We start from the raw sequence: 21317 nt of genomic DNA on the forward strand, positions 1-21317 counted from the left end.
TCCCAGGATTGGAGGACCGCGTGAGCAGCCAGCACAGCCAGCCGCCCGAGGGACCGGAGGAGCTTCTGCGAGGCCTTCCCGGGCCCCCCGCGCCTCCCCGCTCGCGGATGCGGGGCCACGTCCTCGCCGTGGTGGTGGGACTGGTCGTCACCCCGGCCGCCCTCTACCTCGCCCTGCTCGGCATCGACATGCTCCTGCCGCTCGAGGGATCCTCCGACGTCGTGGGCGCCGCACCGCTGGTGCTCGGGCTGCTGCTGCTCGCCGTCCTGGGCATGGTGGCGGCGCGGGCCTCCAGCCTCGCCCTGGTGGTCGGCGGGCTCCTCTGGGGCGTGCTTCCCGGCCTGGTCGGCATGCCGCTGCTCCGTCCCGTCCTCGGCGCCTCGACCGCCCCCCTGACGGACCCGCTGCTGCGGCCGCTCACCTCGGGACTGGTGCTCGCCGCCGGGGCCGCGCTCGCCGCCGGCGGCGCGGCCTGCCACCTCGCGCGCCGCGCCGGGCGCCGGCAGGAGCGCGAGGAGGCGGCCCTCGTACGCGGCGCCGGGGCGGAGACGCCGGCGGCTCCCCGCTCGCGGATGTGGGGCCACGCCCTCAGCGTCTTCTTCTCGCTCGTCCTGCTTCCGCCGGTCGCGGTGCTGCTGGGACGCGGCATGACGGCGGCCCTCGTCTTCGGCACGACCCTGACCCGCCAGCCGTGGCAGGAGCCGAGCCTCCTGGCGGGGACGGTGCTGCTCGCCGTCGTCGTCCTGCTCGCCGGGCTCTCCTCCCTGGGTCCTCAGCTGGCGGGCTGGCTGCTCGTCGCCGTGGGCGTGGTGGCGGTGCTGTTCGCGCAGGGGCTCGACGGGCTCGAGCCGCTGCTCAGCGCCCTCAGCGCGCTGCCCGGCGGGTTCCAGCTCCTCGTCTCCGGGACGTGGCTCCTGCTCGGGGGGATCCTCGTGGTCTGCGGCGGCGCCGCCCACTTCGCCCGCCGGTCGGGCCGGCGGTACGAGCGCGCCGACCTCGCGCTCACCTCGGCCGAGGCCTGAGCTCGGCGGCGCGCCCCGCGGGCGTCGTCGGCGGTGTCCGTTAGCGTGACCGCGATCGACCCAAGGAGGCTCTCGTGACCACGCCCAGCCCCGACGACGACCGGACGCCCCGCCGGGACGAGCCGACGCCGGACCTCTCCCCCACCGGCGGCACCTCCGACGCCGGCGAGCCCGCCGGCGCCCGCACCGGCAGCACCGGCAGCGCCCCGAGGCGGCCCCGCGAGTGGGACGACACCTCGGACCTGGAGACCACCGCGACCCGGCGGCAGGGGTTCCTGGGCCTGCACGGCGACGCGAGTGACGCGGGCCCGCAGCCCGGGCCGCACGTGACGACGGGCGGGGGCGACGCCTCGCGGGACGCGCCCACCACCGGCGGCCGGTCCGCCCGTACGCCCGAGGAGGCCGCGCTGCGGGACCGCTGGCGTGAGCGGGAGGCGTCCGCGGGCGTGCTCGACGGCGCCACGCAGGCGGCCCCGCGCTCCCGTGCGGGCGCGCACTGGTGGAGCCTCCTCCTCACGCTCGTCCTGACCCCGGTGGCCTGGTACCTCGTGGCCGACGCCGGAGCTCGCCTCACGCTCGGCGACGACAGCCCGTGGGCGCGGGGAGAGGTGGCCCCGGCCGCCCTCCTCGAGCTCCTCGCCGGGCTCGTCGTCACCGCCGCCGTGCTCCTGGCGGCCCGCTGGTCCTCCCTCGGGGCCCAGGTGATCGGCACCCTGGTGCTCCTCGCCGGCCTCGCCTTCGTGATCCTGCCCTCCCAGACCGCCGAGGTCGTCGGGCCGGCGGTGACCTGGCTGGAGGACCTCAACGCGCTCGGCCGCAACACCGCGCACCACCTGCTCGCGGACGGCCCCAGCGGCTGGCTCGCGCTGTACGGGCTGGGCCTGCTCTCCCTCGGCGTCGTCTCCCACGGCGCCCGCCGGCTCGGCCGCGCGGACGAGCGCGCCCGCGAGGCCTACGCAGTGCGCACCGGCCGCTCCGCGCGCCGCGGCGACGGGCGGTAGGCCGGGCCCGCCGGTGGCGGGGCTGTCTGGAGCACGGACGAGTTCGCTATGTTGCATGCGACAGGTTCTGTGATGCGCGGCACACGCCGCCGCCATGCTTCCCCAGGGAGGACGTAGATGTCCCAGCACGACGCCACCACCACGCCCCAGGCCCCCGAGGCCGACCTGGAGAACCTCCTCCACGAGACGCGGGCGTTCCCACCGAGCCCCGAGTTCGCGGCCCAGGCCAACGCCACGCCGGAGATGTACGAGCGGGCGGCCGCCGACCGGGTCGGCTTCTGGGCGGAGCAGGCGCGCGAGCTGCTGACCTGGTCCAAGGACTTCACGGAGACGCTGGACTTCTCGGGCGCCCCGGTGGCCCGGTGGTTCGCCGACGGCGAGCTCAACGCCGCGTACAACGCCGTCGACCGGCACGTGGAGGAGGGCCGGGGCGACCGCGTCGCGATCCACTTCGAGGGTGAGCCCGGCGACACCCGCACGCTCACCTACGCCGACCTGAAGGAGCAGACGTCCCGGGCCGCCAACGCCCTGAGCGAGCTCGGCGTTCGGACCGGTGACCGTGTCGCGATCTACCTGCCGATGATCCCCGAGGCCGTCGTCGCGATGCTCGCCTGCGCACGCATCGGGGCGCCGCACTCCGTGGTCTTCGGCGGCTTCTCCGCGGAGGCCCTCCACAGCCGCATCAACGACGCCGACGCCCGCGTGGTCATCACCGCGGACGGCGGCTACCGGCGCGGCAAGCCCAGCGCCCTCAAGCCCGCGGTGGACGAGGCCCTGGAGAAGGGCACGCCGGTGAAGCACGTGCTCGTCGTCGAGCGCACCGGCCAGGACGTCCCCTGGACGGAGGGCCGGGACGTCCGGTGGGCCGACGCCCTCGCGGCCGCCTCGCCCGAGCACACCCCGGTGGCGGTGGAGGCCGAACACCCCCTGTTCATCCTTTACACCTCCGGCACCACCGGGAAGCCGAAGGGCATCCTGCACACCACCGGCGGGTACCTCGCCCAGTGCGCGTTCACCCACAGGTACGTCTTCGACCTCAAGCCGGAGACCGACGTGTACTGGTGCACCGCGGACATCGGCTGGGTCACGGGCCACAGCTACGTCACGTACGGCCCGCTCGTCAACGGCGCCAGCCAGGTCATCTACGAGGGCACGCCCGACACCCCGGACAAGGACCGGTGGTGGGAGATCGTCGAGAAGTACAAGGTCTCGATCCTCTACACGGCGCCCACGGCGATCCGGACCTGCATGAAGTGGGGCAAGGAGTACCCCGAGCGTCACGACCTGTCCTCGCTGCGCGTGCTCGGCTCCGTGGGCGAGCCCATCAACCCCGAGGCGTGGATGTGGTACCGCGAGACGATCGGCGCCGGGAAGACGCCGGTGGTCGACACCTGGTGGCAGACCGAGACGGGCGCCATCATGATCTCCCCGCTCCCGGGCGTCACCGCCGCCAAGCCCGGCTCGGCGCAGACCCCGCTGCCCGGCATCGCCGCCGACGTCCTCAACGAGGCGGCGGAGCCGGTCCCGAACGGGGGCGGCGGCTACCTCGTCCTGACCGAGCCGTGGCCGTCGATGCTGCGCGGCATCTGGGGCGACCCCCAGCGCTTCCAGGACACCTACTGGTCGCGCTTCGAGGGCATGTACTTCGCCGGCGACGGCGCCAAGAAGGACGAGGACGGCGACATCTGGCTCCTCGGCCGGGTCGACGACGTCATGAACGTCTCCGGGCACCGCCTCTCGACGACGGAGATCGAGTCCGCGCTCGTGTCCCACCCGATCGTCGCCGAGGCGGCGGTGGTCGGCGCCAAGGACGACACCACGGGGCAGGCCGTCGTCGCCTTCGTCATCCTGCGCTCGGACGCCGTCGAGCGCGCGGACGAGACCGGCGAGGGGGCCGACGTCGTCGCCGAGCTGCGCAACCACGTCGCCAAGGAGATCGGCCCGATCGCCAAGCCGCGCTCGATCCTCGTGGTCGCCGAGCTGCCCAAGACCCGCTCGGGCAAGATCATGCGCCGTCTGCTCAAGGACATCGCCGAGGGCCGCCAGGCCGGCGACGTCACCACGCTGGCGGACTCCTCCGTGATGGACCAGATCAGCCGCGGCATGCAGCGCTAGGGTCACCGGCCGGCGGTCGTTCCACGTGGCGGCCTCCCCGCCTCCCGAGGCATGGGCACGAACCGGCCCGCCGGGCGCCGCGACCTAACCTGGCCCCATGTCCGCCCGAGCCGTCCCCGCCGCCGGGGGCGACGGCGGCCGCTCCGGCACCGGGCACGACGCCGGAGCACCGGTGCGGGGGCGCGGCGCCTACCGGCGGCACCAGGTGGCCCTCGCGGCCCGGGACACGCTCGGCGTCGGCATGGGCTACCTGCCCCTGGGGACGGCGTTCGGCGTGCTGCTCGCCACCAGCGGGCTCGACTGGTGGTGGGCGCCGGTGTTCTCGGTGCTCATCTACGCGGGCTCGATGGAGTTCCTCGCCATCGGGCTCGTCACCGGCGGGGTCGGCCTGGCCCAGGTGGCCGCCACCACGTTCTTCGTGAACTTCCGCCACGTCTTCTACGGCCTGAGCTTTCCGCTGCGGAAGATCCGCTCCGGCGTCGGGCGCCTCTACGGCGTCCACGCCCTCACCGACGAGGCCTACGCGCTGCTCGCCACGCGGCCCCCGCAGAGCCTGACCGGCACGCGGGTGCTCGCCACGGAGATCTTCTGCCACCTGTACTGGCTCACCGGCTCCACCGTGGGAGCCCTGCTCGGCGCGGGCCTCGGCCTCGACGCCGAGGGCCTCGGGTTCGCGCTGACGGCGCTGTTCGTGGTTCTCACGATCGACGCGTACCGCGCGGCCCCCGACCTGCCGACCCTGCTCATCGCACTCGCCTGCGCCGGGCTCGCCCTCGCCGTCGCACCGGGCGGCATGCTGGTGCTCGCGCTGACGGCGTTCGTCGTCGTGCTTCTCGCCCGCCTGCTCCGGCAGCGGGCACGCCCGGGGGCGGCCGGGACCGCGGGGGCCGGGACCGCGGGGGCCGGCGACGCGGAGGGCCGCCATGCCTAGCGCCGGCCAGATCCTCCTCACCCTGCTGGTGATCTCCGCCGTCACGTACGCGCTGCGCCTGGCACCGTTCGTCGCGCTGCGCCGGGTCCGCGGCTCCGCCGTCGTCGACCACCTCGCGCGGACCATGCCGCTGGGCGTCATGGCGATCCTTGTCGTCTACACCCTCTCGACGGTCGACCTCACCACCGCCCCGCACGGCCTGCCCGAGCTCGCCGGTGTCGGGGTCACGGCCGCGCTCCACCTGTGGCGGCGCAACGCCATGCTGAGCATCCTCGGCGGCACCGGCACGTACATGGCCCTGCTGGCCGTGCTGTGACCGGGCGCGCGAGCGACCGGCCGGACGCGGGGAGCCGGTAACGTGCCGACCGTGGTCGCCGACTCGAGCTGCGTGCTGGTCCCAGGTCCCTGGCAGCACCGCGACGTCCCCGCCAACGGCGCCCAGTTCCACGTCGTGACCGCGGGCGAGTTCCGCCCGGACCGCCCCGTCGTGCTGCTGCTGCACGGCTTCCCCGAGTTCTGGTGGGCCTGGCGCCACCAGATCCCGGCGCTGGCAGAGGCGGGGCACGCCGTCGCCGCGATGGACCTGCGGGGCTTCGGCGGCTCGGACAAGCCGCCCCACCGGCACGAGACGGCCGTCTTCGCCCGGGACGTGGCCGGGGTGATCCGCTCCCTGGGCGCGGCGAGCGCCGTCGTCGTCGGCCACGGCTTCGGCGGCACGGTGGCCTGGGCGATGCCCCACGTCGCCCCGGACCTCACCCGCGCCGTCGCGGCCCTGGCGAACCCGCACCCGGTGCCGCTGCACCGGCTCAGCAACCCGCTGCCCGCACGGGCCCTCGGCACCCTGCTGCGCTTCCAGATCCCCTGGTTCCCCGAGCGGGCGCTGCTCGAGGGCGGCCTCGTCGCCAAGCTGCTCCGGGCGTGGTCGGCCCCGGGCAACGACGGCGCCACCGCCGAGGCGGCCCTGTACACCGAGGCGATGGGCCTGCCGTTCGCGGCGCACTCGACGATGGAGCACTTCCGCTGGCTCGTCCGGTCCACGCCGCGCACCGACGGGCGGCGCTACCTCGCGCAGGTGAGCCGGCCGGTCGGGGTGCCGACGCTGACGGTGCGCGGCGCCCAGGACCCGCTGCTCCCGGCCCGCGTCTTCCTCCACGACGCCTCCTACGTCACCGGACCGTTGCGCCAGGAGGTCGTCGAGGGCGCCGGGCACTTCCTCCCGGAGGAGGCGCCGGAGCGCGTGACCGCGCTGCTGCTGGAGTTCCTCGCCGGCCTCTGACGCGTCCGCCGGTCAGACCGCGACCAGCGCGCGCGCCTTCTCCGGGTCGGTCTCCCCCTCGCCGTAGGAGGGACACAGCCCGGCCAGCACGCAGGCGCCGCAGGCCGGGCGGCGGGAGTGGCACACGCGCCGGCCGTGGAAGATGAGGCGGTGGCACGCCATCGTCCACTCCTCCGGCGGCAGCAGCTCGGCGATCGCCCTCTCGACCTTGACCGGGTCCTTCTCCTTCGTCCACCCGAGCCGCCGGGAGAGCCGGCCCACGTGCGTGTCCACCGTGATGCCGGGGATCCCGAACGCGTTGCCCAGCACGACGTTCGCCGTCTTGCGGCCCACCCCGGGAAGCTTCACGAGCTCCTCCAGGCTCGCCGGCACCACGCCGCCGTGGTCGGCCACGAGGGCGGCGCCGATGCCCTGCACGGACGCCGCCTTCGCGCGGAAGAACCCGAGCGGCTTCAGGATCTCCTCCAGCTCCTCCCGCCGGGCAGCGGCGTACGCGGCGGCGTCGGGGTAGCGCGCGAAGAGCGTGGGGGTGACCTGGTTGACGCGTTTGTCGGTGGTCTGCGCGGAGAGCACCGTGGCCATGAGCAGCTCGAGCGGGGTGGTGAAGTCGAGCTCGCAGCGGGCGTCCGGCCAGGCGGTCGCGAGGAGCTCGTCGACGGCGAGCGCCTGCTCCCGGGCGGCCTTCCTCGAGCGCGGCCGGGGCGGTCGGGCGCCGGCGGCGCGGGGCGTGGCAGGGCTCATGCGGCCCAGCGTAGATCGGCGCGCCGCGGCCGCACCCGTGCCCGGGCTCACAGGTGGTGGCAGGATGGGGCCGATGTCGTGGCTCGTCAGCGGGCCGCGTCAGCAACGACCGGCGGCAGATGGGACCCACTGTGGAACAGAACGTGATCGGCACCGTGCCACTCTTCGACGCGCTCGACGAGCAGGACCAGGCCGAGCTGCGCTCCCTGATGTCCGAGACGACGCTCCGGCGTGGCGAGATCCTCTTCAACGAGGGCGACCCCGGGGACCGCCTGTACATCCTCCTCGACGGCAAGGTGAAGCTGGGCCACACCGCCAGCGACGGCCGTGAGAACCTCCTCGCCGTGCTCGGCCCCGGCGAGCTGCTCGGCGAGCTCACCCTCTTCGACCCGGGCCCGCGCTCGACGACGGCGACGGCCGTGGCGCCCACGCGTCTCCTCGCGCTGGACCACGACGCCCTCATGAGCTTCGTCGAGACCCGTCCGGGCCTGTCCAGGCACATGCTCAAGGCCCTCGCCCAGCGTCTGCGCCGCACCAACGAGTCCCTCGCCGACCTGGTGTTCTCCGACGTGCCCGGACGCGTGGCCAAGGCCCTCCTCGACCTCGCCGACCGCTTCGGCCAGACCACCGACGAGGGGATCCACGTCCCGCACGACCTCACCCAGGAGGAGCTCGCGCAGCTCGTGGGTGCCTCGCGCGAGACCGTCAACAAGTCCCTTGCCGAGTTCGTCTCCCGGGGCTGGATCCGCCTCGAGGGCCGGGCCGTGCTGCTGCTGGACGTCGACCGGCTCCGCCGCCGCGCGCGCTGACGAGCCGCCCCGGCACCCCCCGACGACGACGGCGCCCCCTCCCTCGGGAGGGGGCGCCGTCGTCGTACCGGGCGGGCCGGGGTGCCGGACGTCAGCGGACGGCGACGACGATCTCTACCTCGACCGGCGCGTCCAGCGGCAGGGCGGCCACGCCGACGGCGGAGCGGGCGTGCCGGCCGGCGTCGCCGAAGATCTCGCCGAGGAGCTCGGAGGCGCCGTTGACGACGCCGGGCTGGCCGGTGAAGGAGGGCTCGGAGGCGACGAAGCCGGTCACCTTGACCACGCGCACCACCTGGTCGAGGCCCCCGACCTCGGCCGCGACGGCGGCGAGGGCGTTGAGCGCGCAGGTGCGGGCGGCGTCCTTGGCCTGCTCGGGCGTGACCGAGCCGGCGGACTCGCCCACCTTGCCCGTCAGCGCGAGCGCGCCGTCGACCATCGGCAGCTGGCCGGAGGTGTGGACGAGGTCGCCGTGACGCACGGCGGGCACGTAGGCGGCCACCGGGGCGGCCACCGGGGGCAGCGTCAGGCCGAGCTCGGCGAGACGGTCAGCGACGCTCACTTCTCGCCCTTGGGGCGCTTGAGGTACGCCACCAGGTTGTTGGAGCCGGCCGGGCCGGGCACCACCTGGACCAGCTCCCAGCCGTCCTCGCCCCACTGGTCGAGGATCGCCTTCGTGTTGTGGATCAGCAGCGGAATGGTCGCGTACTCCCAAGTGGTCATGGCGCCATCCTAGGGGCGCCCGGCGCTCCCCCGGCCGGCGCGCCGGTCAGGCGCTGTGGGCCGCCCGCATGCGCGCGATGATCCGCGGGGCACGCTGCGCCCGGAGCTCGGTGATCAGCTCGTCGTCCTCCCTGCGCAGCCACGCCGGCCAGTCGCTGACCTCGGGGTAACGGCGCACCAGCGCACGGCGCTCGCGCTCGGTCAGTCCGCCCCAGACCCCGAACGACGCGTTCGAGGACAGCGCGTCCGCGAGGCACTCCATCCGTACCGGGCAGGTGAAGCACAGCTGCCGGGCCTGCCGCTGCGCCGCCCCGCGCACGAACAGCGCATCCGGCTCCGTCCCGGCGCAGGCCGCGCGGGACGCCCATGTCTGATCCTTGTCGAACATCGGGACCTCCTCACCATCACGCCCCCCGCCCCCGGCCGATCGGCCGGACTAATTCGACTCGGGCTGACGGTATCCGTGATGTACACCACACGGAAGGCCCGTGACACAACCGCGACCTTGCCTCCCCCGAAGTGGCGATGCCGCCTCCTGGCACGGCGTGGCGCGAGCCGCCTGGCGGGACCGGCGTCGGCGGGTCCACGTACCCTGGGCGTATGTCGTCTCCCTCGTCGGCGCCTGGCCGCGCCGTCAAGCCGAAGCAGCTGCTCGTCATGCTGCTCGCCTTCCTGCTGGTGGCCGGGCTGGGCGGCGTGCTCACCGCGGGGCTGGTCATGCCCGCGGTCGGCGCCGCCGGCGCGGTGAGCCAGTCCACGACCGAGCTGTTCGACGACCTGCCGAGCGAGCTCGCCATCCCCGAGCCGTCGCAGAGCAGCCAGATCCTGGCGGCGGACGGCTCCGTGCTGGCGAGCATCTACGCGGACAACCGCATCGTGGTGCCCCTCGAGGAGATCTCGCCGCACGTGCGCGACGCCGTCGTCGCGATCGAGGACCGTCGCTTCTACGAGCACCGGGGCGTCGACCCCGAGGGCATGCTGCGTGCCCTGGTCAACAACCTCACGGGCGGTCCGCTCGAGGGCGCCTCCACCCTGACCCAGCAGTACGTCAAGAACGTCCTCATCGAGGCCGGACGCATCTCGGGTGACGAGGAGGCGATCGACGCGGCCACGGAGACCACCCTGGGCCGCAAGCTCGAGGAGGCGCGCCTGGCGATCGGCCTGGAGCAGAAGGTCAGCAAGGAGGACATCCTCGAGGGGTACCTCAACATCGCGCAGTTCGGCCCGTCCCAGTACGGGGTGGAGACGGCCTCGAAGTACTACTTCTCCAAGTCCGCGAAGGACCTCACGGTCGCCGAGTCGGCCATGCTCGCCGGGATCACCCAGTCCCCGGCGCGGCACGACCCGGTGCGCAACCCGGAGAACGCGAAGGTCCGCCGGGACACCGTCCTGAAGCGGATGCTGGAGCAGAAGTACATCTCCCAGGCCGAGTACGACGAGGCCGTCGCCATCCCGATCGAGGAGATGCTGCGCGTCTCCCGCACGCCGAACGGCTGTGCCGCGGCCGGCATCTCCGCCTACTTCTGCGAGTACGTCGTCGACGACCTGCTGCAGTCCGAGGCCTGGGGCAAGGATCTGGCGGACCGTCAGCAGGCCCTCTACCGCGGCGGCCTCGTGATCCACACGACGATCGACCCGGCCAAGCAGCAGGCCGCCTACGACTCGGTGACCGCCAGCGTCCCCGTCAACGACCCCTCCACCATCAAGATGGCGCTCTCCTCCGTCGAGCCGGGGACCGGCAAGATCCAGGCGATGGTCCAGAACACCACCTGGGGGAACCCCACCGCGGAGGACCCGGGTGCGACGAAGGTCAACCTCAACGTCGGGCTCAGCCACGGCGGCGGCCGCGGGTTCCAGTCCGGTTCGTCGTTCAAGGTGTTCACCCTGGTCGAGTGGCTCAGGACCGGGCACACCCTCAATGACCAGGTCGTGGCGAACCGGCGGTCCTACCCGCGCGAGAGCTGGAACATCTCCTGCGGGAAGTACGAGGACAATTACGAGCCGAAGAACCTGGAGAGCTCTCCCGACGTCAGCCGGATCTCCGTCCTCGAGGCGACCCGGATGTCCGTGAACCTGCCGTTCGTCGAGATGGCGAACCAGATGGACATGTGCAACATCGTCGACACCGCGGCCAAGATGGGCATCCGGACCGGCTCCGGCGACCCGCTGACCCCGAACCCCGCCGCGGTCCTCGGCTCGAACACGGTGACCCCGCTGAGCCAGGCCGTCGCGTTCGCCACGCTGGCCGCGCGCGGCAAGATGTGCGAGCCGCTGGCGATCACCAAGATCACCGACCGCGAGGGCACCGAGATCGCCGCACCCCAGCCCACCTGCACCCAGGCGATCGAGCCGAACATCGCCGACGGCGCCACCGGGGCGCTCCAGCGCGTGGTGACCTCCGAACGTGGGTCCACGGGCAGCAACGCGGTCCTCCCCGACGGCCGTCCCGCCGCGGGCAAGACCGGTACCGCGAACGACGACTCCGCGGCCTGGTTCGCCGGCTACACCCCGCAGCTCGCGGCGGCGGTGTGGATGGGCTACCAGGAGGGCACGAAGTCGATGTTCGACTCGACCATCAACGGCCAGTTCTACGACCTGGTCTACGGTGGCCGGATCCCGGCCCCGACGTGGCGCAACTACGTGGCGGCCGCCCTCAACGGCGTACCGCACCAGCCGTTCCCTCCCGTCCCGCCGACCGCGCTGTACGGCAACCGGGTTCCCGTGCCGGACGTCGCGGGGCGGAGCGCCGCGGAGGCGCAGACCATCCTCACGCAGGCCGGCTTCCAGGTGCAGCTCGGCACCCCGGTAAGCTCCGGCTGGCAGGCCGGGGCGGCCGTCGCGACGAACCCCCGCGCGGGCACGCGCGCCGCGCCCGGCACCATGATCACCGTCATCCCGAGCGCCGGCCCCGCGCCCGAACCGGCTCCCGCCCCCTCGCCCGCTCCTGCCCCGCCCTCGCCGGCGGAGCCGCCGTCCGACAACCCCGGGAACAGCGGTGGCGACAACGGCAAGGGCAACGACGAGGACGACGACTGAGCGCCGCCGGTCCCCGGCTGGCCGCGGGCCTCGGCGCGCTGACGCTGGCGGGCGTCGGCGCCCTGGGGTGGGCCCTCGCCGAGACGTCGATGTTCACGCTGCGCCGCCACACCGTGCCGGTCCTCCCCGCCGGGGCGCGTCCGCTGCGGCTCCTGCACCTGTCCGACCTCCATCTGACCCCGAGCCAGCGGCACAAGGTGGCCTGGGTGCGTGACCTCGCCAGGTACGAGCCTGACGTGGTCGTGACCACCGGCGACAACCTGGCCCACCCGGACGCGGTCCCGGGCGTCCTCGAGGCGTACGCGCCGCTCCTCGACCTGCCGGGCGCCTTCGTCCTCGGGTCGAACGACTACTTCGCGCCGAAGCCGAAGAACCCGGCCAGGTACCTGCTGCCGGACGCGCGCACCGAGATGGACCACAGCCCCCTGCCGACGCCGGAGCTCACCGCCGCGTTCCGCGCGGCGGGCTGGAAGGACCTGACGAACCGACGGGACCTGCTCGAGATCGGCGGGACCCGGATCGACCTCGTGGGCGTGGACGACCCGCACCTGGACCGGGACCGCTTCCCCGCCGCGGCCCCGCGCGCCGAGGCACCGCCGGCGGACCACTCGGTCCTGCACCTGGGCGTGACCCACGCTCCGTACACCCGGGTGCTGGACGCGATGCACGCCGACGGGTGCGACCTCGTCGTGGCCGGGCACACGCACGGCGGCCAGCTCTGCCTGCCGTTCTACGGGGCGCTCGTCACCAACTGCGACCTCGACCGCGGGCGCGCCTCCGGCCTGCACGGGTGGCCGGGACCGCCCCCCGACGGCGACGGGGTGGCCGGCTCGACGTGGCTGAACGTCTCCGCCGGCCTGGGCACGAGCCCGTACGCGCCGGTGCGCTTCGCCTGCCGGCCGGAGGCGTCGCTGCTCACCCTCGTCGCGCGCGAGCGCTGACGGCCTCCGTGCGCCGGACCACGGCGCCCGGCTGCCGCCGTCAGCGTGGCGTGCGTCTCATCCGGGCGTATCGGTTTCACGACCGGGCCCTGGCTCGGCTATTCTGAACCGGTTCCACCGGGGTGTGGCGCAGCTTGGTAGCGCGCTTCGTTCGGGACGAAGAGGTCGTGGGTTCAAATCCCGCCACCCCGACAGTTGGAAGGGCCGCCGGCCTGCGTCAGACGCAGGCGGGCGGCCCTTCTGCTTGGGACGGGTCCGGGCCCACCCCGCCGCCCCGGCGTGTCAGGGCTGCGCCGGGACGGGCTGCCGCCGGAGCGTCCGGAGCTGGTGATCCACCAGCGCGGTGACGTAGCCCTCCAGCCCGGCGCGGAGCTCGGGCACCGTCGCGGTCGGGTTCACGAGGTAGTGCACGAGGATCGAGCCCTCGATCGCCTCCAGGAGCGGGCCGACCGCCGTCCCGGGCGCCAGCTCGCCGCGACGCACGGCCTCCTCCACCTGCTCGGTCAGCGCGCACATGCCGCGGGCGAGGTCGACCTTGCGGATCTCGTCGAGCACGTCGGGGTTGGCCGCCGCCGCCGTGCACAGGTTGGCCAGGGCGGGTCCGTAGGCGCCGGTCAGGAGGTCGGCGCGCGCCCGCGCGTGCGCCAGCAGGAGCTCCCGGATCCCCAGCCCCTCGGTGTCCGGGGCCGGGACCCGCGCCTGGAGGTCGCGGACCGCGTCGAGGAGCAGCTCGCCCTTGTCGTTCCACCGCAGGTAGATCGAGGACTTGCCGATGCCCGCGTGCGCGGCGACGCCGTCGAGCGTGAGTCCGGACCAGCCGCGGCGGCCGAAGATCTCGAGCGCGGACCGGTAGGCGCGTGGCTCCGTGTCGGCGTGCCGCGGGCGGCCGGGTCCGCGGCGCTGCGGCTCCGTCGGCCTGCTCGCGGCGGTGGGTGGCGCTGCCGCGACCATCTCAGTCATGTCGGTTCCTCGTGTCCGCGCTGCCCCCGACCAGCTCGCTCGTTCGGTCGATCCGGACACTACCGGCGCGCGGACGGCGCCGGGCGCTATTGACGTGGGGAGCGCACGCGGTCGGCGACCGTCAGGAGAGCGGCGTCAGAGAAGAAGGAACAGCACGAGCGCGGCGACCGCGACGGCGGCCAGCAGCACCACCACTCCCACGGCGACGCCGGGCCGGGGACGGCGCGGCTCCCCGGGGTGCTCCGCCTCCCGGCGCTCGTGCGGCTGGCCCGGCATGGCTCCTCCTGAGGGGACCTGGGCCCCAAGTGTCGGCCGACAGCACGGCGGACGCAACGGCGCGAGGTCTGTTCGCCCTCCGTTAACCGAGCGTCGCCCCTGTCGGACACCTGACGTCCGTACGTTGGCGCCGACACCCACCTTCTTCGAGGAGCCGTCATGCCCATCCCGACCTCGCGTCGTTCCCTGCTCCCCCTCATCGCCGGCCACGGCACTGGCCGGTCCGCCCTGACCTGTCGGTACCGCTGCGGCGACGCGTGCTTCCACGAGGTGCCCAACACCTCGGACAACCCCTACTTCGGCGACGTGGCCGCGAGCGCCTTCTCGCGCCGCAGCGTCCTCAAGGCGGGCGCCGTCGTCGCCCTCGCCGGTGCCGCCACCACCACCCTGGGCCGCCAGGACGCCGTCGCCGCCCCCACGGCCGGCGCCCCCGGTTCCAGCACGGACGCCGCCGTCGGCCTGCGGTTCACCCCCATCGCCCAGCAGACCGACGACGCCGTCACGGTCCCGGCCGGCTACCTCCACGACGTCGTGCTGCGCTGGGGCGACCCGCTCTTCTCCGACGCCCCCGCCTTCGACCCGGCGAACCAGACCGAGGCCGCCCAACTGCGCCAGTTCGGCTACAACAACGACCACGTCGGCCTGCTGCCCCTGAACAACCAGGACGAGCAGGTCATGGTGGTCAACCACGAGTACACGTCCGAGCCGATGATGTTCCCGGACTACGACCCCGAGAACCCCACGGAGGAGCAGGTCAGGATCGCCTGGGCCGCCCACGGCCTCACCGTCGTCGCGGTGACCGGCAAGCACCGCGGGCCGCGCTCCGGGGCGTTCGACGCGATCGTCGACCACCCGCTCAACCGCCGTCTCCACGTGCGCACCGAGTTCGAGCTCAGCGGCCCGGCTGCCGGCTCGGATTACCTCCGGACGACGGCGGACCCTGAGGGGCGCACCGTCCTGGGCACCCTGAACAACTGCGCCGGCGGGCTCACCCCGTGGGGCACCTGGCTGACGGCCGAGGAGAACTTCAACCAGTACTTCGCCAACGCCGGCGCCGTGACGGACCCGGTCGCCCGCCAGCGCCTCTCCCGCTACGGGCTCGGGTCCGGCGCCTCCGAGCGCAAGTGGGAGCGCTTCGACGACCGGTTCGACCTGGCCAAGGAGCCCAACGAGGCCAACCGGTTCGGGTGGATCGTCGAGGTCGACCCGTTCGACCCGACGTCGACGCCGAAGAAGCGCACCGCGCTGGGCCGGTTCAAGCACGAGGCCGCCACCATCCGCCTCGCCGCCGACGGCCGCGCCGTGGCGTACATGGGCGACGACGAGCGCTTCGACTACCTGTACAAGTTCGTCTCGCGCGACCGCTACCGGCAGGGCGACGCCGCCCACAACGCCACCCTGCTCGACAACGGCACCCTGTACGTCGCCCGCCTCACGGGCGACTCCCCCGCCACCGAGATCGACGGCACCGGCACCCTGCCCGCCGACGGCGAGTTCGACGGCGCCGGCGAGTGGATCCCCCTGGTCACCGGCAACGTCTCCCACGTTCCCGGCATGACCGCCGAGGAGGTCCTGATCTTCACCCGCCAGGCGGGCGACGCCGTCGGCGCCACGAAGATGGACCGTCCGGAGGACGTCGAGCCCAGCCCGAGGACCGGCACCGTCTACGTGGCGCTGACGAACAACACCCGCCGCACGGCCGCCCAGGCCCACGAGGCCAACCCGCGTGGCAACAACAAGCACGGTCACGTCCTGGAGCTGGAGGAGACCGGTGCCGACGCGGCCGCGGCCACGTTCGCCTGGCGGATCCTGCTGCTCTGCGGCGACCCGGAGGACCCGAGCACCTACTTCGCCGGGTTCGACAAGTCGCAGGTCTCGCCGATCTCCTGCCCGGACAACCTGGCCTTCGACGACCACGGCAACCTGTGGATCAGCACCGACGGCCAGCCCGGCACCCTGGGCACGAACGACGCCCTCTACGGCGTCGCCGTCGCCGGGAAGCGCCGCGGCGAGGTGCGCCAGTTCCTCGCGGTCCCGCACGGCGGGGAGACGTGCGGCCCGGTGGTGACCGACAAGCGCGTCCTCGTCGCCGTCCAGCACCCCGGCGAGATCGACGGCGCCTCCTACGAGAACCCGCTGTCCCACTGGCCCGACGGCGGCACCTCCATCCCGCGCCCGTCGATCGTCGTCGCCTACCGCGCCGACGGGAAGACGATCGGTCAGGCCTGACCGCACTTGACCGCACCTGACCGGCCGCCCGGCCGGACCGTCGAGGGCCGTCGCCTCCCCCGGGAGGCGGCGGCCCTCGCCGTCGTGCGCCATCTCGCGGGCGGCGGTCGGTAGGGTCGGGGTGTGCCCGTCCCGCCCTTCGTCGCCGCCCTGCGCTCCCGCATCGGTCACGACCTGCTCTGGCTGCCGGGCGTGACCGGCGTCGTCCTGGACAAGAGCGACCGGCTGCTGATGGGCCGCCGCGCCGACAACGGCCTGTGGGCGCTCATCTCGGGCATCCTCGAGCCCGGCGAGGAGCCCGCCCAGGGCCTCGTGCGGGAGATCGCCGAGGAGACCGGCGTGCGGGCGGAGGTCCTCGCGCTGACGTCCATCAGCTCGGGGGACCGCGTCACGTACCCCAACGGGGACGTCTCGCAGTACCTGGACCTGACCTTCCTGTGCCGCCACGTCGACGGCGAGCCGTTCGTGGCCGACGACGAGTCCACCGAGGTGGGCTGGTTCCCCCTGGACAGGCTGCCGGACCGCGTCACGGTCAGCTCGCGCAGCCGCCTCGCGGCCGCGCTGGAGTACCGCGAGGACCCGACGGCGGGCCCGGCCTTCGCGCGCTGAGCGCCGTCGGGCCCGCCCGCCCGCGCCACCGCCAGGGCAAGTGCTAGATGAAGAGCAGCTGCGCGCCCGCCGTCATCTCGATGAAGTCGCCCGCCGAGATGATCCCCTCGATGTCGTCGCGGAAGTCGGACTCGTCGAGGTCGTACATGTCCGCGGAGAGCCGGCACGCCCACAGGTGCCCGCCGGCCGCGACGATCTGGTCCAGGAACTCGGGGACCTCGGGCACGTCCAGCGCGGCGAGCTGCTTCTTCATCATCCGGGTGGCCATCGCCGAGACTCCCGGCGCCGGCGCCAGGGCCTGCGGCATGCGGATCTCCTCGGGCAGCCTCATCCGGGACAGCGGACCCGGCCGTGGCACCTCCTTGAGCGGCAGGTGCATCGCGGTGTTGGCGACCGGGGAGAACGTCAGGTCGCGGGCCCGGGACTTCATGATCATGTCGAAGCCCCAGAACGTGAAGAACAGGTGCGTCTCCACGCCCTCCCCCAGGGCGGCGTTGCCGAGGATGAGCCCGGGGTACGCCATGTCGAGGGTGCCCTTGGAGCAGATGATGGCGAGCTTGCGGTCGGTCTCCTCGTCGTCGAAGCTCGGGACGAGAAGCGGTGCGGTCTCGGTGGTCATGGCGGTGCCTCTCAGACGCAGCCGTGCGGCTTGGGGAGACCGGCGATGTAGGACATCTTCCGGCCGGGCTTCTTGGGGAAGAGGGCGAACTGCTCCTTCACGGGGATGCCGCCCACGGTGTTGACGCGCCGGGTCGTGGGCGTCTCGCCCTGCGCACGAAAGTCCTCCCGCAGGAAGCGGATCACCTTCCAGTGCGCGTCGGTCATCTCGATGCCGATCTGCTGGGCGAGGACGCGCGCGATGTCCTCGTCCCACTCGTCGTACTCGGTGAGGAAGCCCTCGTCGTTGACGTGGACCGGCTTGGTGCCGATCTCGATGACGGGCATGGTGGTCACCTTCCGCTCGTGCCGGCGGTCTCCTTGCCGGCCATGGACATGTGGTTCGGGACGGGCATCGGCAGGCCGCGCAGGAGGACGTTCCAGTACACGTGGCGGAAGGCGAGCTTCCCCCAGTGGTTGGCGCGGGTCTCCTTGAGCAGGCTCAGCGGCCCGACCTTCGGGTAGGGGTACACACCGGGCAGGGGCTCGGTGTCGTAGTTGAAGTCGATGAGCAGGCCCTTGCCGTGCCCGGACTCGATGAAGCAGTTGGCGTGCCCGTCGAAGAGGTCGGTCATCGGGCGGCCGTGGATGTGGTCGAGGAAGTTCTTCACGAAGCCGTCGGCCTCGAAGTGCGCCACCGACCCGGCCTTGGAGGCGGGGATGTCGCTGGCGTCGCCGACCGCGAAGATGTTGTCGTGGGCCCGGGAGAGCAGGGTGCCCTTGTCGACCGGCACGTAGCCCAGCTCGTCGCCCAGCCCCGAGCGCGTCACGAAGTCGGCGCCCATGTTGAGCGGGACGGTCACGAGGAGGTCGAACGGCACCTCGCGCTCGTCCATCGACACCAGCGTCTTCGTCTCGGGGTCGATGTGCTCGACGTAGAAGTCGGGCTCGATGGCGATGTGCCGGTCCTCGAACATGGTGCCCAGGTGCGCGGAGGCGACCGGCTTCGTGAACGGCCCCTCCAGCGGGGTCACGTAGACGATCTCGACCTTGTCGCGCATCTTCCTCTCCTCGAAGAAGGCGTCGGCGAGGAACGTGAACTCCAGGGGCGCCACCGGGCACTTGATCGGCATCTCGGTGACGTGGACGGCGAGCCGGCCCCCCTCCCACGACGCGAGCTTGTCGCGCAGCGCGACGGCGCCGTCGAGGGTGAAGAAGTCGAAGATGCTCCGGCGCCACTCCCCCTCGGCCATGCCCGGCGTCTCCTCGGGCCGCGGCGAGGTGCCGGTGGCGATGACGAGCTGGTCGTAGTCCAGGGCACGGCCGTCCGCCAGGAGCACGCGGTTCTCGCCGGGCTCGACCCGGTCGATCTCGCCGAGCACCAGGTCGACGCCCCCGGCCAGGTACCTGTCGCGGGGCTTGATGAGGTCCTTCGGCTCGTAGACACCGAAGGGCAGCAGGAGCAGGCCCGGCTGGTAGAGGTGGACGTCGTCACGGTCCACGACCGTGATGCGCCACTCCTTTCGTGGCAGCCGGCGGCGCAGCTTGTTCGCCACCATGGTGCCGGCCGTGCCGGCCCCGAGGATCACCAGATGTCGCATCACACTCTCCGCTCCGTCGCAGTACCTCCATCGTTCTCCCGCGACGGCGGCCGTTCGAGGGCCGTACGTCCTACCCCCGGGGGTATCTGGCGGGCGCGAGCGGCCGCACGGTCCTAGCCTGGCCGCACCCGACTCCCGAAGGAGACCACCGTGGAAGAGCTCGACCGGGTCCGCGCGCACACCGCGCCCGAGATCAACGACCGGCTGGACACCAGGCGGCTGGACCACGTCGCCGCTCTCGTGGGCGCCTCGCCGGAGGAGATCACCCGGCGGCTGCACGAGCTGGACAGGGAGTGGGACGTCGAGCGGACGCTCGAGGCGAACGCCGCGGCCCTGACGCTCCTGAGCCTGGTGCTCGGAGCCACCCGCTCGCGGGGCTGGTTCGCGCTCACGGCCGCCGTGCCGGCGTTCCTGCTCCAGCACGCCGTGCAGGGGTGGTGCCCGCCGCTCGCCGTGCTCCGCCGGCTGAACGTGCGGACGCGGCGCGAGATCGACGCCGAGCGCACTGCGCTGAAGGGGCTCCGCGGTGACTTCGACGGTCTCACCCCCACGGCCGGCGACCGGACGGCGGTGGCGCGCCGGGCGCTCGACGCCGCGGGCCGCCGCCAGCCCGCCTGACGGGAGCGGGCGCGGTCAGGAGCCGGGCGCCTCGGCGGCGGGCACGCTCAGCGTGAACGTGGCTCCGCGCCCGGGGCCGGCGGACGCCGCGGTGAGCGTGCCGCCGTGCGCCTCGGCGATCTTGCGGGAGATGGTCAGGCCGATGCCCGACCCGGCCCGCGGCCCCACCCGGTAGAAGCGCTCGAAGACCCGGTCGAGGTCCGGCTGCGCCAGTCCGACGCCGGTGTCGGCGACCTCCACCTGCGCCCGGCCGTCACGGCGCGCCGCCCGCACGACGATGCGCCCGCCGGCGGGCGTCGCGCCGAGCGCGTTCCCCACCAGGTTGGTGACCACCTGGGCGAGCCGGTCGGGATCGCCCCGGACCGGGATCTCGGGCCCGGCCTCCACGGCCAGCTCGACGCCGGCGTCCTCCGCCTGCGGGCGCAGCCGTTCGGCGGCCGCCGCGGCCACCCGGGCGAGGTCGGTCCCGACCGGCCGGAGGTCGAGCCGCCCCTCCTCCGCGCGGGACAGCGCGCTGAGGTCCTCGGCGAGCCTGCGGAGCCGGCGCACCTCCGCGGACATCTCGTCAAGGACCTGCGGGCCCGGGGCGAAGACGCCGTCCACCAGTCCCTCCACGTACCCGTCCAGGACGGTCAAGGGGGTGCGCATCTCGTGCGCGACCTCGCCGATCAGCCGCACGCGCCGCGCCTCCGTCTCGGCCAGGCGCGCGGCCAGGGTGTTGACGTCCTCGGCGACCGCCGCGAGCTCGCGCTCGCGCGGCAGCGCCACCCGCTGGTCGTAGCGTCCTGCGGCCAGCCGGTGGGTCGCGCTGCTGACCGCCTCCAGCGGGAGCATGATGCGGCGGGCGCCGTAGGCGCCGGCGACGAGCGCGGCCACCACCCCCGCGAGCACGCCGATCAGGAGCGCGTTGTTCATCGCGGCGACGGCGACGGCGCGCATGCCCCCGCCCGCGAGCATCCCGTGCCCGGCCATCATCCGCGCCTCGTGGTCGTAGAGCTGGGGGGCCACGAGCCGGACGACGAGGTAGGCGGTCAGGCCTGCGACCACCGCGACGACCGCGTGGCTGAGCAGCAGCCGCACCCAGAGGCGGTTCACCGGGGCTCCAGCAGGCACTTGTACCCGACCCCGCGCACGGTGCCGACGACGTGCGGCGCCGCGGCGTCGTCGCCGAGGTGCTTGCGCAGGTTGCGGACGTGGACGTCGACCACGCGTTCGTCGCCGTAGAAGTCGTAGCCCCAGACACGCTCGAGGAGCTGGCGCCGCGAGAAGACGCGGCCCGGCGAGCCGGCGAGCGCCGCCAGCAGATCGAACTCGAGGGCCGAGAGCACGACGCGCCGGCCGTCGACGTCGACCTCCCGGCCCGCCAGGTCCACCGTCAGGCCGTCGAGCACGAGCCGGTCCGCCTGCGCCTCCGGGGTGCGGCCGCGCCGCAGCACGGCCTTGACGCGAGCGGCCACCTCGCGGGGGCTGAAGGGCTTGGTCACGTAGTCGTCGGCGCCGACGGCGAGGCCGACGAGCTTGTCCGTCTCCTCGGCGCGGGCGGTGACGAGGACGACGTAGACGTCGGAGAACGTGCGGATCCTGCGCAGCACCTCGATGCCGTCGACGTCGGGCAGCATGACGTCGAGCAGGACGAGGTCGGGCGCCTCGCTGCGCACCTGCGCCACGGCGGCCTCCCCGCTCGCGGCCTCGGTCACCTGGAGGCCGTCGGCCTCGAGGTAGCCGCGGAGCACACGCCGGATACCGGCCTCGTCGTCGACCACGAGGATCCGCCGCGCCATCTCAGCCCCTCACGCAGGTTGCCGGGCCGCCCTTGCGGGCGACCCGGCCGGCCA

At 73.6% G+C, this 21317-nt stretch carries 23 protein-coding genes and 1 tRNA gene; 13 read left to right on the plus strand and 11 right to left on the minus strand.

Annotated features, from left to right (window positions below):
- Nucleotides 1–20: 20 nt before the first annotated feature.
- The 6 genes from ABD774_RS18005 (at nucleotide 21) to ABD774_RS18030 (ending at nucleotide 6345) form a co-directional block, all read left to right on the plus strand.
- Nucleotides 21–1022: a hypothetical protein gene (locus tag ABD774_RS18005; RefSeq protein WP_345044273.1), complete on the plus strand. Its 1002-nt coding sequence runs from the start codon at nucleotides 21–23 to the stop codon at nucleotides 1020–1022.
- A 74-nt stretch (nucleotides 1023–1096) separates the two neighbouring features.
- A complete protein-coding gene (locus tag ABD774_RS18010) occupies nucleotides 1097–2023 on the plus strand; it encodes a hypothetical protein (RefSeq protein ID WP_345044276.1) in 927 nt (308 codons plus the stop codon).
- Between the two features lie 117 nt (nucleotides 2024–2140).
- Nucleotides 2141–4138, plus strand: coding sequence for an acetate--CoA ligase (gene acs / locus ABD774_RS18015; protein WP_345044279.1), 1998 nt, complete (start codon nucleotides 2141–2143; stop codon nucleotides 4136–4138).
- Between the two features lie 97 nt (nucleotides 4139–4235).
- Nucleotides 4236–5069 carry an AzlC family ABC transporter permease gene (locus ABD774_RS18020; RefSeq protein ID WP_345044281.1) on the plus strand — a complete coding sequence of 278 codons (834 nt, stop codon included), beginning with the start codon at nucleotides 4236–4238 and terminating at the stop codon, nucleotides 5067–5069.
- A complete protein-coding gene (locus tag ABD774_RS18025) occupies nucleotides 5062–5385 on the plus strand; it encodes a branched-chain amino acid transporter permease (protein WP_345044284.1) in 324 nt (107 codons plus the stop codon). Before ABD774_RS18020 ends, ABD774_RS18025 begins: the two co-directional genes overlap by 8 nt.
- Nucleotides 5386–5427: 42 nt before the next feature.
- Nucleotides 5428–6345 carry an alpha/beta fold hydrolase gene (locus ABD774_RS18030; RefSeq protein ID WP_345044286.1) on the plus strand — a complete coding sequence of 306 codons (918 nt, stop codon included), beginning with the start codon at nucleotides 5428–5430 and terminating at the stop codon, nucleotides 6343–6345.
- 12 nt (nucleotides 6346–6357) lie between these two features.
- Here the strand turns inward: ABD774_RS18030 and nth are convergent, their stop codons facing one another.
- Complete coding sequence (gene nth / locus ABD774_RS18035; protein ID WP_345044288.1) at nucleotides 6358–7086, minus strand: endonuclease III; 729 nt, start codon at nucleotides 7084–7086, stop codon at nucleotides 6358–6360.
- Between the two features lie 119 nt (nucleotides 7087–7205).
- Here nth and ABD774_RS18040 point away from each other — a divergent pair, with 119 nt between their 5' ends.
- Entirely contained in the window at nucleotides 7206–7895 is a 690-nt protein-coding gene (locus ABD774_RS18040) for a Crp/Fnr family transcriptional regulator (RefSeq protein ID WP_345044290.1), read from the plus strand.
- A gap of 91 nt (nucleotides 7896–7986) precedes the next feature.
- Here the strand turns inward: ABD774_RS18040 and ABD774_RS18045 are convergent, their stop codons facing one another.
- Genes ABD774_RS18045 through ABD774_RS18055 form a run of 3 tightly spaced genes read right to left on the minus strand, consistent with a single transcriptional unit; the run spans nucleotide 7987 to nucleotide 9003 of the window.
- Nucleotides 7987–8454 (minus strand): RidA family protein, encoded by a 468-nt coding sequence (locus ABD774_RS18045; protein ID WP_345044293.1) that lies wholly within the window; start codon nucleotides 8452–8454, stop codon nucleotides 7987–7989.
- Nucleotides 8451–8615: a Sp36 family protein gene (sp36, locus tag ABD774_RS18050; protein ID WP_345044295.1), complete on the minus strand. Its 165-nt coding sequence runs from the start codon at nucleotides 8613–8615 to the stop codon at nucleotides 8451–8453. The genes ABD774_RS18045 and sp36 overlap by 4 nt, the downstream gene beginning before the upstream one ends.
- Nucleotides 8616–8661: 46 nt before the next feature.
- The gene (locus tag ABD774_RS18055) at nucleotides 8662–9003 is read right to left on the minus strand and encodes a WhiB family transcriptional regulator (RefSeq protein WP_345044298.1); all 342 of its coding nucleotides are present in this window, start codon (nucleotides 9001–9003) and stop codon (nucleotides 8662–8664) included.
- 212 nt (nucleotides 9004–9215) lie between these two features.
- Between ABD774_RS18055 and ABD774_RS18060 the strand changes: the two genes are divergently transcribed.
- From ABD774_RS18060 to ABD774_RS18070, 3 genes are all read left to right on the plus strand, one after another.
- Nucleotides 9216–11651, plus strand: a complete 2436-nt coding sequence (locus ABD774_RS18060) for a penicillin-binding protein (RefSeq protein ID WP_345044301.1) — start codon at nucleotides 9216–9218, stop codon at nucleotides 11649–11651.
- 89 nt (nucleotides 11652–11740) lie between these two features.
- Nucleotides 11741–12592: a metallophosphoesterase gene (locus tag ABD774_RS18065; protein WP_345044304.1), complete on the plus strand. Its 852-nt coding sequence runs from the start codon at nucleotides 11741–11743 to the stop codon at nucleotides 12590–12592.
- 118 nt (nucleotides 12593–12710) lie between these two features.
- Nucleotides 12711–12784, plus strand: a tRNA-Pro gene (locus ABD774_RS18070).
- Between the two features lie 90 nt (nucleotides 12785–12874).
- On the opposite strand, the gene ABD774_RS18075 is transcribed toward ABD774_RS18070, so the two are convergent.
- Together ABD774_RS18075 and ABD774_RS18080 are read right to left on the minus strand one after the other, a co-directional pair.
- Nucleotides 12875–13552, minus strand: a complete 678-nt coding sequence (locus ABD774_RS18075) for a TetR/AcrR family transcriptional regulator (protein ID WP_345044307.1) — start codon at nucleotides 13550–13552, stop codon at nucleotides 12875–12877.
- Nucleotides 13553–13687: 135 nt separating this feature from the next.
- Nucleotides 13688–13828, minus strand: coding sequence for a hypothetical protein (locus tag ABD774_RS18080; RefSeq protein ID WP_345044309.1), 141 nt, complete (start codon nucleotides 13826–13828; stop codon nucleotides 13688–13690).
- 159 nt (nucleotides 13829–13987) lie between these two features.
- On the opposite strand from ABD774_RS18080, the gene ABD774_RS18085 reads away from it, so the two are divergent.
- Nucleotides 13988–16057 carry a PhoX family protein gene (locus ABD774_RS18085; RefSeq protein ID WP_345044311.1) on the plus strand — a complete coding sequence of 690 codons (2070 nt, stop codon included), beginning with the start codon at nucleotides 13988–13990 and terminating at the stop codon, nucleotides 16055–16057.
- Nucleotides 16058–16180: 123 nt separating this feature from the next.
- Nucleotides 16181–16666, plus strand: a complete 486-nt coding sequence (locus ABD774_RS18090) for an NUDIX hydrolase (RefSeq protein ID WP_345044314.1) — start codon at nucleotides 16181–16183, stop codon at nucleotides 16664–16666.
- A 43-nt stretch (nucleotides 16667–16709) separates the two neighbouring features.
- Here the strand turns inward: ABD774_RS18090 and ABD774_RS18095 are convergent, their stop codons facing one another.
- The 3 genes from ABD774_RS18095 to sqr are packed head-to-tail and all read right to left on the minus strand — an operon-like array spanning nucleotide 16710 to nucleotide 18864.
- Nucleotides 16710–17285, minus strand: a complete 576-nt coding sequence (locus ABD774_RS18095; protein ID WP_345044317.1) for a DsrE/DsrF/DrsH-like family protein — start codon at nucleotides 17283–17285, stop codon at nucleotides 16710–16712.
- 11 nt (nucleotides 17286–17296) lie between these two features.
- Complete coding sequence (locus tag ABD774_RS18100) at nucleotides 17297–17611, minus strand: TusE/DsrC/DsvC family sulfur relay protein (protein WP_345044319.1); 315 nt, start codon at nucleotides 17609–17611, stop codon at nucleotides 17297–17299.
- A gap of 5 nt (nucleotides 17612–17616) precedes the next feature.
- Nucleotides 17617–18864, minus strand: a complete 1248-nt coding sequence (sqr, locus tag ABD774_RS18105; protein WP_345044322.1) for a type III sulfide quinone reductase, selenoprotein subtype — start codon at nucleotides 18862–18864, stop codon at nucleotides 17617–17619.
- Between the two features lie 150 nt (nucleotides 18865–19014).
- On the opposite strand from sqr, the gene ABD774_RS18110 reads away from it, so the two are divergent.
- A complete protein-coding gene (locus ABD774_RS18110) occupies nucleotides 19015–19482 on the plus strand; it encodes a YgaP-like transmembrane domain (RefSeq protein ID WP_345044324.1) in 468 nt (155 codons plus the stop codon).
- Nucleotides 19483–19497: 15 nt separating this feature from the next.
- Here the strand turns inward: ABD774_RS18110 and ABD774_RS18115 are convergent, their stop codons facing one another.
- Together ABD774_RS18115 and ABD774_RS18120 are read right to left on the minus strand one after the other, a co-directional pair.
- Entirely contained in the window at nucleotides 19498–20577 is a 1080-nt protein-coding gene (locus tag ABD774_RS18115; RefSeq protein ID WP_345044327.1) for a sensor histidine kinase, read from the minus strand.
- Nucleotides 20574–21263 carry a response regulator gene (locus ABD774_RS18120; protein WP_345044329.1) on the minus strand — a complete coding sequence of 230 codons (690 nt, stop codon included), beginning with the start codon at nucleotides 21261–21263 and terminating at the stop codon, nucleotides 20574–20576. Before ABD774_RS18120 ends, ABD774_RS18115 begins: the two co-directional genes overlap by 4 nt.
- Nucleotides 21264–21317: the final 54 nt, after the last annotated feature.

The sequence above is a fragment of the Georgenia daeguensis genome, assembly GCF_039537705.1.
Lineage (GTDB): Bacteria > Actinomycetota > Actinomycetes > Actinomycetales > Actinomycetaceae > Georgenia > Georgenia daeguensis.

Coding starts and splice junctions, on each gene's coding strand:
- acs (WP_345044279.1), top strand. CDS start 2,141: ATGTCCCAGCACGACGCCACCACCACGCCCCAGGCCCCCGAGGCCGAC.
- ABD774_RS18020 (WP_345044281.1), top strand. CDS start 4,236: ATGTCCGCCCGAGCCGTCCCCGCCGCCGGGGGCGACGGCGGCCGCTCC.
- ABD774_RS18025 (WP_345044284.1), top strand. CDS start 5,062: ATGCCTAGCGCCGGCCAGATCCTCCTCACCCTGCTGGTGATCTCCGCC.
- nth (WP_345044288.1), bottom strand. CDS start 7,086: ATGAGCCCTGCCACGCCCCGCGCCGCCGGCGCCCGACCGCCCCGGCCG.
- ABD774_RS18040 (WP_345044290.1), top strand. CDS start 7,206: ATGGGACCCACTGTGGAACAGAACGTGATCGGCACCGTGCCACTCTTC.
- sp36 (WP_345044295.1), bottom strand. CDS start 8,615: ATGACCACTTGGGAGTACGCGACCATTCCGCTGCTGATCCACAACACG.
- ABD774_RS18055 (WP_345044298.1), bottom strand. CDS start 9,003: ATGTTCGACAAGGATCAGACATGGGCGTCCCGCGCGGCCTGCGCCGGG.
- ABD774_RS18060 (WP_345044301.1), top strand. CDS start 9,216: ATGTCGTCTCCCTCGTCGGCGCCTGGCCGCGCCGTCAAGCCGAAGCAG.
- ABD774_RS18065 (WP_345044304.1), top strand. CDS start 11,741: ATGTTCACGCTGCGCCGCCACACCGTGCCGGTCCTCCCCGCCGGGGCG.
- ABD774_RS18075 (WP_345044307.1), bottom strand. CDS start 13,552: ATGACTGAGATGGTCGCGGCAGCGCCACCCACCGCCGCGAGCAGGCCG.
- ABD774_RS18080 (WP_345044309.1), bottom strand. CDS start 13,828: ATGCCGGGCCAGCCGCACGAGCGCCGGGAGGCGGAGCACCCCGGGGAG.
- ABD774_RS18085 (WP_345044311.1), top strand. CDS start 13,988: ATGCCCATCCCGACCTCGCGTCGTTCCCTGCTCCCCCTCATCGCCGGC.
- ABD774_RS18095 (WP_345044317.1), bottom strand. CDS start 17,285: ATGACCACCGAGACCGCACCGCTTCTCGTCCCGAGCTTCGACGACGAG.
- ABD774_RS18100 (WP_345044319.1), bottom strand. CDS start 17,611: ATGCCCGTCATCGAGATCGGCACCAAGCCGGTCCACGTCAACGACGAG.
- sqr (WP_345044322.1), bottom strand. CDS start 18,864: ATGCGACATCTGGTGATCCTCGGGGCCGGCACGGCCGGCACCATGGTG.
- ABD774_RS18120 (WP_345044329.1), bottom strand. CDS start 21,263: ATGGCGCGGCGGATCCTCGTGGTCGACGACGAGGCCGGTATCCGGCGT.